Genomic DNA, 12,337 nt, shown 5'->3' with positions numbered 1-12,337 from the left:
AGTCAAACTCAGTTATGGCTTAAAACCGCCAGTCAGTCTGAATTTTGTTAAACTGTCGATCTCAAAAAGTGAGATGTTATCATCACTACACCAGTTTAAGGGGAAGCCGTGTCATTTAAAGCCACCATCACACGCCATCAGGCGATGATCGAAAGTCTGTTTGCACTTGAACCACAAGTCACAGCACTTGCCGCTCGTATTGCAAGCTGTGTGAAACAAGGCAATAAAATTCTGTTCTTTGGCAATGGTGGCAGCGCGTCTGATGCGCAACATTTAGCTGCCGAATTTGTGGTTCGTTATCACAAAGATCGTCGTCCCTATGGTGCCATCGCCTTAACAACAGACACATCCATTTTGACTGCTCACAGTAACGATTATCAGTTTGATACCGTATTTGATCGCCAAATTGCTGCTTTAGGGCGTCCAGGTGATATTGCGATTGGTTTATCCACATCCGGTAATAGCGGTAATGTCATTAACGGTATTAAAACCGCAAAAGAAATGGGCATTTGGAGCTGTGCGTTTACTGGTGAAGGTGGCGGGAAATTAGCTGAAATAGCTGATGAATATATTGCCGTCCCAGTCAAAGAAACGGCACGCGTTCAGGAAGGGCATATTCTGATCGGTCACTGGCTGTGTGAAACCCTCGACGAAACAGACTAAATTTATTCATGACGCAAACCACACTTAACACCGATGTTGTCATTATCGGCGCAGGTATTGCTGGCCTGTGGCTTCATCATCGCCTTAACGATATGGGTATTCACGCCATCTTGCTGGAACACGGACACATTGGGCAAGGACAAACGCTCAGCTCACAGGGCATTATTCATGGTGGCAGTAAATATGCCCTTAATGGTGTGTTATCCAAAGCCGCACAAGTCATTAGCACCATGCCTGCCCGTTGGAAAAGCGCATTAAATGGTGAAGGTGATATTGATCTCCGCTCAGTGAGAAAACTGGCGGATCATCAATTGTTATGGTCTAAAGACAAACTGTCCTCAAAAATGGTGTCGTTTTTTGCCAGCAAAGCTTTAAGTAGTCGTATGCAACGGGTAGAGAAACGCGAGGCACCGGCATTATTTCAGGATACCGGCTTTAAAGGCACGCTCTATCAGCTTGATGAGCCTGTGTTAGATATTCCAAGTCTGCTAACAAAGATCACTGAAAAGTGGCACTCACGTATGCTTTTAGTACCTAAAGATAGTCAATATCATTGGCAACGCACAAGGCAAAAAGTAGGAATTGTTCAGATTGGTGATATGACAATCCATGCAAAGCAGTTTGTTTTGACCGCAGGCGAAGGTAATGAAGCCCTGCTGCAATCATTAGGTATCAAACAGCCCACGATGCAACGTCGCCCCTTGCAGATGGTGTTATGCAAAAGTCACGACTCTACTCAACCATTGCCAACGATCTATGCCCATAGCCTGGGAAGTGGTTCCAAGCCGATAGCAACGATTTCCAGCCATCAAACTCAACAGGGCGAGACCGTATGGTACATCGGCGGTAATATTGCCGAAGAAGGTGTCGGTAAATCCCGAGAAAACTTGATTGCTGAAGCGCAGCAACTACTCAACAATATTCTGCCCTGGTTTAAACTCCCAAATCTGGATTGGGCAACACATGCCGTTAACCGGGCTGAGCCCAAACAATCCAGTCTGACTCGGCCGGATAATGCCTTTATTGATTCACAACAGAATATTCATATTTGCTGGCCTACCAAATTAGCCTTGGCACCTGATTTAGCCGATCAGGTACTGAAAGCGATTAATGTCGACTCCATAGAAAAACAGACTTACGACAATCCTGACTTTCCTCATCCAGAAATCGCTAAACCGTTATGGGACAGAGCGTTCTGATGGCCTATTTAGAACGAAGAAATCCGATAGCGGATACTGGACTAAGCGTGTCCCCACTGGGGATGGGCACCGTTAAAATCGGTCGTGATAAAGCAGTGAAATACCCTGATGGCTTTCAGATTCCTGATGATGAACAAGTGATGACATTGCTTGAACAAGCCTGGGAATCCGGCATCAATCTGATTGACACGGCACCGGCTTATGGACGCAGTGAACAACGTCTTGGACAGTTATTAAAAAAAGTCCGGCGCGAGTGGATCATTGCCACCAAAGCCGGTGAATATTTTGATGCGGAAACAGGTGAATCACATTATGACTTTACCCCTGAATCACTGATTAAAAGCATTGAAAACAGTTTAAAAACCCTGCAGCGAGATGAATTAGATATTGTATTGATTCACTCTGATGGCAATGATGAACAGATTATTCGTCATCATGGTGCGCTGGAAGTCTTAGCTGACTTAAAACAACGCGGCTGGATTCGCGCCAGTGGCATGTCGACTAAGACCGTCACAGGCGGTCTATTAACGTTGGAACAGTCCGATATCGCCATGGTGATGCATAATCTGCAATATCAGGAAGAACGGTCGGTGATTGAACAAGCCGCCAAACTTAATAAAGGCATTTTTATTAAAAAGGCTTTGGGCAGCGGTCATCTAGCAAAAAATTCAGCCGATGATAATGTTCAGGCAAACTTCGACTTTATCTTTAACGAACCAGCAGTGAGTAGTGTGATTATCGGTACGATTAACCCTGCCCATCTGCGTGACAATATCAGTAAAGTTGTTAAGGCTTTGACGAAATAAAAGCGAACTAAAACTAGCTTCGTTGATTGATTTTATTCACTATAGCCGTCGTTGAGCAGTTTTCCACCAGCCCCATCACTTTGACTTCACCGCCGTAAGCTTCAACGATTTCCCAGCCAACGACACCTTGTTTGTCGTAGTCGCCCCCTTTCACCAGAATGTCTGGTTGAATCAGTCGCAATAACTCTTCTGGTGTATCACCGGGGAAACAGGTCACCCAGTCCACATCCGCCAGTCCGGCAAGCACCGTTAAGCGTCTGTCAGCAGTATTAATTGGACGACCTTCACCTTTTAATTTTGTGACTGATTCATCGGTATTAATAGCAACAATCAGGCGGTCACCCAATGCTCTGGCCTGCTGCAGATAAGTCACATGTCCGGCATGTAAAATATCAAAACAGCCATTGGTAAACACGACTTTCTCACCTCGTTTTTTGGCTTGTTCTACCGCCATTTTTAACTGTTCAACCGTGACAGCACCACCGATACAATGATCCGTGTTGTTAATGCCCTGATGACGTTCATATTCCTGACGTAGTTCAGGCTCACTGACCGTAGAGGTTCCTAGTTTTGTGACAACAATACTGGCAGCCACATTAGCTAATGTCACCGCCTGCTCAAGGCTTACACCAGCCGCTAATGCCGTAGCTAATGTTGAAATCACGGTATCGCCTGCACCTGTGACGTCGGCGACTTCTTTGGCGATAGCGGGTAAGTGGAATTCCGGCTGATCCGCCTGAACCAGCGTCATACCATGTTCACTGCGCGTAATCAGAATCGCTTTAATATTCAGTGTTTTAATCAGTGTCTGCGCTTTACTGATAAGATCCTGTTCTGATTCTACTGCACCGACAACCGCTTCAAATTCGCTCATATTGGGTGTAATCAGATCGGCGCCACGATATTTAGTAAAGTCATCGCCTTTAGGATCAACCAGTACGGTAATTTGCTTGTTTCTGGCTTTTTCAATCCAGTACTGAGGGTGAGCTAAGGTGCCCTTGTTATAGTCTGACAGGACAATCACTTTCGCGTTGTCAGTGACATGCTCTGCTAAGTGCTCCATATCCTGAGCCACTTGTTCAGTAAAGCGTTTTTCAAAGTCGAGACGAATCAGTTGTTGATGACTGCTAATGACTCGCGATTTGATAATTGTGCAGGCATGAGCCGCTTGATGGAACAGACAATTCACACCCACGGCATGAAGTTTTTGTTTGAGAACATTGGCGGCTTCATCAGCACCGGTAATGCCCGTAATATTGCATTGCGCACCAAGTGAAGCAATATTCATTGCTACGTTAGCCGCGCCCCCCGGCACATCTTCCAAGCGGTCCACATTCACTACTGGCACCGGGGCTTCAGGTGAAATACGGCTAGCTTTGCCATAGTAAAAACGATCGAGCATCAAGTCGCCAATAACAGCAATGCGAGCTTGATGGAATTCAGGAAAATCAAATTTCATAATGCGGTTTTATCACGCCAGAATAGAAGTCAGAGGCGTTATTGTGCTTGTAAAACGGCAGCGAGTCTATTCCAGACTTGGTCTGGTTGCATCTCAGCCATACACACCGGCATACCGGATTTCGCCTCTGGCAAAGGGCAACGACGTTTATAACAAGGTGAACACGACATTCCGGTAATCAAGTGTTGCTGATGATGACCGGCGGTACCAATCAGATGGGTATCTGTTGAGCCATATAAGGTAATCGCCGGTTTATCCATCATCGCGGCCATATGCGCAAGACCGGTATCACTACAGAGAGCCGCTTTTGCGCCTTGCATAATAGCCACGACATTATCAAGTGGTAACCGGGGCAAGGTATAAGCATGGTCACTCACAGCGGCAATCTGCAATGCACGTTGATACTCTTCATCATTCCCTGATGGAATCACCACAGAATACCCAGCCTCAACGGCTTTTAATGTGAGCGCCTGCCAATGTTGCACTGGCCATAATTTAGTTAACCAGCTCGCATTGTGAACCAGCATCACATACTTTTTGGGTAACTCAAATGCTAATTGCGGCAACTGGCAATGCGCTAAATCCACACCGTAGTCTGGCTCAGTGTCAGGCTGCGGATAATCAAGGGCTTTCGCCATGATCTGACGCATACGCTCAACCGCGTGTTGGTTAGGATTCACATTGATTTTATGACGGTAGGCCAGATAAGCAGGCTTCTCACGACAACTGTATTTATCCAGACCCGCAACAGGGCCCTTTCTTAACAGGCTGACCAACGCACTTTTCAGATTGTTTTGCATATCAATCACAAGGTCATAGTCATCGAGATTTAATGCTTTATAAAAATGTCCAATCTCGCCATTGAACAAATGACCGAACCAATTCTGACGCCAGCGCCGATGTGATGTGGTAATGACACGTTTTACACGAGGATGCCATTGCGGTACGGCGGAAAAAGCACTATCAACCACCCAGTCAAATTCAATCTCTGGGAATACTTGAGCGGCATCAGTGAGCGCCGGCAGAGCATGCATCAGATCGCCCATTGAAGTCAGTTTAATTATCAGAACGCGCATCAGCTGTTTAGTTAAAATCCAGCGTTAGAGGATGCTCACGGTGATACTTGAGAATAGATAAAAACGCATCCGGGTTTTTAATTTGAGTCAGCTCACCTTCACGGGGAAAGAGTTGATCCTGTAATCGTGACAGCCAGAAACGCAGTGCTGCTGCCCGACAAACCATATTCCAGTTAGCCTGTTCTGATTCTGTTAATGCCCTTTTCTGCAGATAGTGTTTCATAAGCGACTGATAACGTGTGGCTTCGGGTAAACCATCCTCACCGACACACCAGTCATTAACGGCAACAGCCAGGTCATAAAGTAAATATTCATCACTGGCAAAGTAAAAGTCGATAATACCGCTTAGTTTGTTACCTTCAAATAAAGCATTGTCACGAAACAAGTCTGAATGCGTAACCCCTTCAGGGAGACCTAACGTCGCATAACCTTGCTGATGAGCAAGTTCATTTTTCAATATGCCCGTTCTTTCATCATCCAACTGAGGCAATAGCTGTTGTGCCGTTTGCTGCCGCCATTCAGGTCCGCGTTCAGAGGGCCGTCGTGATTGAAACGACTGTCCAACTAAATGCATATCAGCCATCACAGCACCAATTTGTGCGCATTGTTCAATGGTTGCGGTGGCATTGACACCCCTACCAGGTAATCGCACAACTAAAGCCGCGGGTTTACCACACAATTTTTTGAGATAATGCCCCTGACTGTCCGCTTCAGGGTGGGCAGAAGGAATGTCGTTCATGTAGAAAAACGTCATCACATCTAGAAAATACGCTAACTCACCAAAGGTGTGTTGCTCAAATAAAGTGAGCACATACTCACCTTTGCTTGTGGTGACAAAATAATTGGTATTCTCGATGCCGTCACTGATGCCCTGATAGGACACCAATTCTCCGACCGAATAATCACTTAGAAACGCGACTAAATCGTCGCGCTCGACTTCAGTATAAACTGACATTAAAAGAACTCAGATAAATAAACGACTTACCACTCCAACAGAATCCAGTTTGGCACGGCACCAGAGTCCAGCTCAAAGCTTTTTGTCTCCAGAGAACCGTCACCATCAGAATCCATCAAGTAATAAGGTTTGCCGATAGATGGCGTGACTTTAATCATATAAAGTTGACCGTTCATACGATATTCTTCAACCGTGCGGTCATCTTCCTGAATAATATTAATATCGGGCTCCATGCTTTCACCGCTTTGTAATGGCTCAGGAATCACAGGTGGTTTTTCCATCACTGATTTTTCATCTGCCCAAACTTGGGTTGTCATTACCAGGGTAACTGCGCATACAATAGCGAATTTGTTAAACATGTGGATGCTCCGTGTCATTTGGCACTAAAGATAGCATTTCCGCTGCTTGGAGAAAAGCAGTCTGTTCCCTATTATCCAATTGGTCGTTATAACTTATGAGTCAATCTGCCCCTTTCGTTCTGGTCGACGGTTCTTCTTACCTTTATCGCGCATTTCATGCCATGTTCAAAGCCGATCTCCGAAACTCCGCCGGTGAACCAACTGGGGCTGTCAGAGGCGTGACCGCAATGTTACGTCGATTACTGGCCGATTATCCCAATAGTCCAATTGCCGTCATCTTTGATGCGAAAGGCAAAACCTTCCGTGATGAACTTTTTGCTGAATATAAGGCGCAGCGTCCGCCGATGCCGGATGACTTACGTTCGCAAGTGCAGCCTGTACACGACATTATTAAAGCGATGGGCCTGCCACTACTGGTCATTGATGGGGTCGAGGCAGATGATGTCATTGGCACATTTGCACGTCAGGCCACTGAAAAAGGCCTGGATGTTGTGATCAGTACGGGTGACAAAGATATGGCGCAGTTGGTTAACCAGCATGTCACACTGGTGAATACCATGACAGAAACCGTGCTAGATATCGAAGGTGTGAAAGAAAAGTTTGGTCTGCCACCAGAACTGATTATCGACTTTCTGGCATTAATGGGCGACAAGGTGGATAACATTCCCGGTGTGCCCGGTGTCGGTGAAAAAACGGCATTGAGTCTGTTACAAAACCTGGGCAGCCTGAAAGATATTTACGCCAATCTGGAAGCGGTTCGTGAGCTTGATTTTCGCGGTGCGAAAAAAATGCCGGAAAAACTGGCTGAAAATAAAGAAATGGCTGATCTAAGTTATCAACTCGCCACAATAAAATGTGATGTTGAATTAGATATTCATCTTGAAGACATTAAAAATCAGCCTCAAGACACTGAAGCACTGCTTGAATTGTTTAAAAAACTGGAATTCCGCAGTTGGATAAGCGAATTACAATCGTCTGGAAGTGCCTCCATATCAGATAACGATGCTATCGCAGAAACAAGTAAAAACACCACTGAGCAACATTACGAAACGATTCTTGAACGACAACAATGGCAGGCTTGGTTAGACAAACTGCAAAAAGCTGATTTATTTGCATTTGATACCGAAACCACCAGCCTCGACTATCTTGAAGCCAGAATTGTCGGCGTTTCGTTTGCAGTAAAAGCAGGGGAAGCGGCTTACTTACCGCTAAAACATGATTATCCAGGTGCACCGGAGCAATTGGAGTTTGACAGCGTCATGCAGGATCTCAAACCCTTACTTGAAAGTCCTAAACACCTCAAAGTCGGCCAAAACCTGAAATACGATCGCCATGTATTACTCAATCACGGCATCAATCTGCAAGGGATAGCTCATGACACCATGCTCGAATCCTATGTACTTGATAGCACGGCCACCCGACATGATATGGACTCCTTAGCGCAAAAATATCTGGGCCGAGACACCATTCACTTTGAAGACATTGCCGGTAAAGGTAAAAAACAGCTTACCTTCAATGAAATTGGCATTGAGCAAGCGTCGCCGTATGCGGCTGAAGATGCTGATATCACCTTACAACTCCATCAGACACTCTGGCCAAAAATTGAAAAAATTCCCCCTCTCGCCAGGGTCTATAAAGAGCTGGAAATGCCATTATTACCGGTGTTGAACACACTTGAACGTAATGGCGTCAATATTGATATCTGGATGCTGCAACAACAAAGCGACAATATGGCCAGACAAATTGCCGATCTCGAAGAACAGGCTCATGCCGTTGCTGGTCAGAAATTTAATCTGGGGTCACCAAAACAATTGCAGGAAATTCTTTACGAGAAACAGCAATTGCCGGTGAAAAAGAAAACGCCAAAAGGTCAACCTTCGACAGCCGAAGAAGTCTTACAAGAGTTAGCAGATGAAGGTTATGAACTGCCACAAATCATTATGCAGTACCGCGGACTAAGTAAACTAAAATCCACTTATACCGATAAGCTGCCGCTTCAGGTCAATAAAACCAGTGGGCGAGTACATACTTCCTATCATCAGGCTGTTACCGCTACAGGGCGTTTGTCCTCCTCAGATCCTAATTTGCAGAATATTCCTATCCGCAGTGAAAATGGCCGTCGTATTCGAGAAGCCTTTGTGGCATCGGATGGCTCTGTTTTATTGGCAGCGGATTACTCACAAATTGAACTGCGAATTATGGCGCACTTATCAGGTGATAAAAGCTTACTCAATGCCTTTGCCAATGGTGAAGACATTCATCGCCATACCGCTTCAGAAATATTTGGCGTCGCGTTAGAAGAAGTCACCAGTGATCAACGTCGCAGCGCCAAAGCCATTAACTTCGGTCTGATTTATGGCATGTCCGCCCATGGACTTTCAAGACAACTGGGTATCGAACGTCATCAGGCAGCAGACTATATGAATGTGTATTTCGAACGCTATCCCGGTGTTCGTCAGTATATGGATAACACCCGCCAGCAAGCCAAAGATCAGGGTTATGTTGAAACCCTCTTTGGACGCCGTCTGTACCTACCAGAAATTAACTCCAGTAATGGTATGCGCCGCCAATATGCCGAACGTACAGCGATTAATGCCCCGATGCAGGGCAGCGCTGCTGACATCATCAAACGCGCCATGATTGATATCCATACTTGGTTATCTAACGCCGATACTGGCATCAAAATGATCATGCAAGTACACGATGAGTTAGTGTTTGAAGTACCGAAAGACCAGCTTGATATGGCAAAAAACACTATCGAAGACTTTATGATTAAGGCTGCAGAATTAAAAGTGCCGCTGGAAGTCGGGATTGGTGTGGGTGATAACTGGGAGCAGGCACATTAAGTTTTATTTGCCTAATTAAGGCTCTTCTAGTTTTCGCCTTAGTGGCGAGTCAGGGAAATGTTTGCCCATTTCCCTAACAACCCTAGGGCACCCCACAGTGCTGGCCTGCGGCTTCACTCGTCATAACATTGATTCAGGCGGTCGGCTAAAACTCGCTACGCTCAAACACTAGCCTCCCTCAGACCTGAATAAATGTCACTCCTCGTCAGCACAAACGGGGGATTAGAAAAGCCCCATTTTCCCGTCTATTGCCGCTAAAAATTCGCTGTATTTTATGGATTAAGTGGGCACGTGTTTGAGCGCAGCGAGTTGGTGTCCACGCCATAAAATGCAGTGAATTTTTAGAGAAAAGGCAATATCGGGTGCCCTTTTGTTTGGTTCGTTTATTTTGGGCATGCAAAATAAATGAATGCCTTGCGGCAGCGATATCAATGTAAATGTACGGCGATTAACTCAAAATAATATTACTAGTCAGCAACTGATGTTAAATTGGATTTTATTTATAAAGTCAGACTTAGACGATAAATAGTGATTATATTTAGGAGTCTGAACGCTTTTTCGCTCGAGGATGAGCCGAGTCATACACCTTAGCAAGATGCTGAAAATCCACATGAGTATAAATCTGTGTCGTACTGATATCGGCATGCCCCAGCAATTCCTGCACCGCACGTAAATCACCACTGGCTTCTAGCATATGCGAAGCAAAAGCATGTCTTAATCTGTGAGGGTGAACACGATCAGAAATCCCTTGTTTTTTACCCCAGTAGCTCAATCGTTTTTGGATGGAACGTACCCCTAAACGTCGTCCTTGTTGGGTAATAAATACGGCTGGCTGGTCAAAAAAACCCAGCTGATCGCGTTTATCTAACCAGTCCTTCAGTGCTGCCAAGGCTTTACCTCCGAAAGGACAGACTCGGTCTTTATTCCCTTTACCAGTGACATGAACCAAATGATCGCCAAAATCGATATCTCGTAATTCCAGTGCAGCCAGCTCGGCTAAGCGTAAGCCTGAGGAATAAAACAATTCCATTATGGCTCTGTCTCTAGCTGCGACAAAGGTATCGGGACGTGTGTTGTCCAGTAAGGCACTCATCTGATCAACATCCAATGTTGATGGCAATCTTTTTTCGCTTTTTGGGGCTTGAACCGCTTTAGCCGGATTACTCTCAGCCAAACCAAATTTGATAAGAAATTGATAAAAGGAACGTATCGAAGACAACATTCGCTGGATCGTCCGACCAGACAGTCCTTTTCTATGCAAAAAAGCAATGAACTGTCTGAGCTGACTGGATTTAAGCACGGTCCAGTCTGAGATGTTTTGTTGCTCGACATATTCAGCAAGCTGGAGCAAGTCCCGGCGATAGTTACTTACCGTATGCTCCGACAGACGACGCTGCAACGACAAATTGTCGAGAAAATCGTCTATCGGATTGATTATCTCATTGCGCATGCTGTTGGTGAGTATGTTGTCTAATCACACGCATCACCACTTCACCTAAAAAACTCAGATAATCGGTGGCCATATCCGCATGAAACCGGTTAGCATCAACACTGCCAATGGCCAATAAGCCCGCACAAGGTTGATGCCCTAAAGGCAGGCAGGCAACAGAGTTAATTGCCTCTGCGCGCTCATCAAACAATAGCCCTTTCTGTGCTTTTGTCAGTCGACCACACACGGGCTCTTGTTTGGTAAACAAATTATCAAAAATACGTAGTTTTTTATCATCAGCATGAAGCTGTGACACATTTGCTGCAACCTGAGGCAAATCAAGTTTGTGCTGACCCTGATAAAACAGTCTTAGGGCAACATCATCCGCTGCAAACTCTTGTTTTAGCTCGGTCTGGATTAAGTTAATCAGATCGGCTAAATCCACCGCATCCATGACACTTAAACATAAATTATGTACACGCTTTTCTAGAGCAGCATTACTGTGTGCATTGTCTATCAGAGCATGTAACTGCTCATTTAACTGTTGGTTTTTCTCTTGTAAACGTTGAGTCTGTCTTTGGGCAAGGGAAATGGTCCCTTCTGGAGAGCTGTTAAGGTTCAGCGACTCCAGCAGATGAGGCTGCTCAAGAAATAGAGCGGGGTGGGCCTCTAAATACTGTTCAATCTGTTCCAGTGTTAAATCTGTTGTAGTGTCGACCACGCAATTTCTCCGTCAAATACATGCTCTGCAGGGCCGGTCATCCATACAGAGGCATTTTCATCTGGCCAGCTAATTTGCAACTGCCCTCCTGGTAAAGAAACAGTCACATCTCTGGCTAATAATCCTCGGCGAATCCCCGTTACGACTGCGGCGCAAGCCCCTGTACCACAGGCTGTCGTTTCACCTGAACCTCGTTCAAAAACACGCAACCGAATCGTTTCTGAGTTCACCAGTTGCATGAAGCCAACATTCACACGTTCTGGAAAACGTGTATGAGACTCCATAGCAGGACCTATTTTTTCTACAGCGGCTGTGTCGACATTATCCACCAGCATCACAGCATGCGGATTGCCCATTGAGACGCTGGCAATTTCGACTTTGTCGTAATCCGGGACATCAATCAGATAGGTAACCGCTTCTGATTCAGCAATAAACGGCACTTTTTCAGGTGTAAAAATGGGATTACCCATATCAACGCTAACCAGTCCATCAGCCTGAATTGTCGGATAAATGATGCCAGAAGCAGTCTCTACAGCAATGGTATCTTTGCTTGTTAAACCATAATCACGGACATAGCGGGCAAAACAACGCGCACCATTTCCACATTGTGAGACTTCACCACCATCTGCATTAAAAATCCGGTAACGAAAATCCACGTCTGACGATGATGCTTTTTCAACCAGCAAAAGCTGGTCACAACCGATACCAAAATGCCTATCCGCCATAAAACGAATCTGCTCAGTGGTCAGCTCTACTTTTTGCTGTATGGCATTAATCACAATGAAATCATTGCCTAAACCATGCATTTTGCTGAATTTCAACAT

Annotated in this window: 11 protein-coding genes; 4 read left to right on the top strand and 7 right to left on the bottom strand. The window is 45.4% G+C overall.

Annotation, left to right across the window (positions count from 1 at the left end; genetic code table 11):
• The first annotated feature begins 108 nt into the window (after positions 1–108).
• From QQL60_RS14600 to QQL60_RS14590, 3 genes are read left to right on the top strand one after another with little or no spacing between them, the layout of a single operon-like run.
• A complete protein-coding gene (locus QQL60_RS14600) occupies positions 109–663 on the top strand; it encodes a D-sedoheptulose-7-phosphate isomerase (RefSeq protein ID WP_273178995.1) in 555 nt (184 codons plus the stop codon).
• Positions 664–671: 8 nt separating this feature from the next.
• Entirely contained in the window at positions 672–1,862 is a 1,191-nt protein-coding gene (locus tag QQL60_RS14595; RefSeq protein ID WP_273178997.1) for an FAD-dependent oxidoreductase, read from the top strand.
• Complete coding sequence (locus QQL60_RS14590) at positions 1,862–2,668, top strand: aldo/keto reductase (RefSeq protein ID WP_273178999.1); 807 nt, start codon at positions 1,862–1,864, stop codon at positions 2,666–2,668. The genes QQL60_RS14595 and QQL60_RS14590 overlap by 1 nt, the downstream gene beginning before the upstream one ends.
• A 13-nt stretch (positions 2,669–2,681) precedes the next feature.
• Here the strand turns inward: QQL60_RS14590 and hldE are convergent, their stop codons facing one another.
• From hldE to QQL60_RS14570, 4 genes are read right to left on the bottom strand one after another with little or no spacing between them, the layout of a single operon-like run.
• Positions 2,682–4,127 carry a bifunctional D-glycero-beta-D-manno-heptose-7-phosphate kinase/D-glycero-beta-D-manno-heptose 1-phosphate adenylyltransferase HldE gene (gene hldE / locus QQL60_RS14585; protein WP_284723713.1) on the bottom strand — a complete coding sequence of 482 codons (1,446 nt, stop codon included), beginning with the start codon at positions 4,125–4,127 and terminating at the stop codon, positions 2,682–2,684.
• 38 nt (positions 4,128–4,165) lie between these two features.
• Entirely contained in the window at positions 4,166–5,203 is a 1,038-nt protein-coding gene (gene waaC, locus QQL60_RS14580; RefSeq protein WP_284723712.1) for a lipopolysaccharide heptosyltransferase I, read from the bottom strand.
• 7 nt (positions 5,204–5,210) lie between these two features.
• A complete protein-coding gene (locus QQL60_RS14575; RefSeq protein WP_284723711.1) occupies positions 5,211–6,158 on the bottom strand; it encodes a homoserine kinase in 948 nt (315 codons plus the stop codon).
• Positions 6,159–6,184: 26 nt separating this feature from the next.
• Positions 6,185–6,475 carry a DUF2782 domain-containing protein gene (locus QQL60_RS14570; RefSeq protein WP_050797540.1) on the bottom strand — a complete coding sequence of 97 codons (291 nt, stop codon included), beginning with the start codon at positions 6,473–6,475 and terminating at the stop codon, positions 6,185–6,187.
• A 137-nt stretch (positions 6,476–6,612) separates the two neighbouring features.
• On the opposite strand from QQL60_RS14570, the gene polA reads away from it, so the two are divergent.
• Complete coding sequence (polA, locus tag QQL60_RS14565) at positions 6,613–9,363, top strand: DNA polymerase I (protein ID WP_273179007.1); 2,751 nt, start codon at positions 6,613–6,615, stop codon at positions 9,361–9,363.
• 538 nt (positions 9,364–9,901) lie between these two features.
• On the opposite strand, the gene xerC is transcribed toward polA, so the two are convergent.
• Genes xerC through dapF form a run of 3 tightly spaced genes read right to left on the bottom strand, consistent with a single transcriptional unit; the run spans position 9,902 to position 12,337 of the window.
• Positions 9,902–10,813, bottom strand: coding sequence for a tyrosine recombinase XerC (gene xerC / locus QQL60_RS14560; RefSeq protein ID WP_273181325.1), 912 nt, complete (start codon positions 10,811–10,813; stop codon positions 9,902–9,904).
• Positions 10,803–11,513, bottom strand: a complete 711-nt coding sequence (locus tag QQL60_RS14555; protein WP_273181323.1) for a DUF484 family protein — start codon at positions 11,511–11,513, stop codon at positions 10,803–10,805. The genes xerC and QQL60_RS14555 overlap by 11 nt, the downstream gene beginning before the upstream one ends.
• Positions 11,489–12,337 carry a diaminopimelate epimerase gene (gene dapF, locus QQL60_RS14550; protein ID WP_337955140.1) on the bottom strand — a complete coding sequence of 283 codons (849 nt, stop codon included), beginning with the start codon at positions 12,335–12,337 and terminating at the stop codon, positions 11,489–11,491. Before dapF ends, QQL60_RS14555 begins: the two co-directional genes overlap by 25 nt.

Origin of the sequence: Methylophaga thalassica (assembly GCF_030159795.1) — a bacterium.
In the GTDB taxonomy this organism is placed as follows: domain Bacteria; phylum Pseudomonadota; class Gammaproteobacteria; order Nitrosococcales; family Methylophagaceae; genus Methylophaga; species Methylophaga thalassica.
This window is presented reverse-complemented; position numbering and strand designations above follow the sequence as displayed.

Excerpts from the sequence above, each read along its gene's own strand:
- QQL60_RS14595 (WP_273178997.1), top strand. The coding sequence starts at position 672 with ATGACGCAAACCACACTTAACACCGATGTTGTCATTATCGGCGCAGGT.
- QQL60_RS14590 (WP_273178999.1), top strand. The coding sequence starts at position 1,862 with ATGGCCTATTTAGAACGAAGAAATCCGATAGCGGATACTGGACTAAGC.
- hldE (WP_284723713.1), bottom strand. The coding sequence starts at position 4,127 with ATGAAATTTGATTTTCCTGAATTCCATCAAGCTCGCATTGCTGTTATT.
- waaC (WP_284723712.1), bottom strand. The coding sequence starts at position 5,203 with ATGCGCGTTCTGATAATTAAACTGACTTCAATGGGCGATCTGATGCAT.
- QQL60_RS14575 (WP_284723711.1), bottom strand. The coding sequence starts at position 6,158 with ATGTCAGTTTATACTGAAGTCGAGCGCGACGATTTAGTCGCGTTTCTA.
- QQL60_RS14570 (WP_050797540.1), bottom strand. The coding sequence starts at position 6,475 with ATGACAACCCAAGTTTGGGCAGATGAAAAATCAGTGATGGAAAAACCA.
- polA (WP_273179007.1), top strand. The coding sequence starts at position 6,613 with ATGAGTCAATCTGCCCCTTTCGTTCTGGTCGACGGTTCTTCTTACCTT.
- xerC (WP_273181325.1), bottom strand. The coding sequence starts at position 10,813 with ATGCGCAATGAGATAATCAATCCGATAGACGATTTTCTCGACAATTTG.
- dapF (WP_337955140.1), bottom strand. The coding sequence starts at position 12,337 with ATGTTGAAATTCAGCAAAATGCATGGTTTAGGCAATGATTTCATTGTG.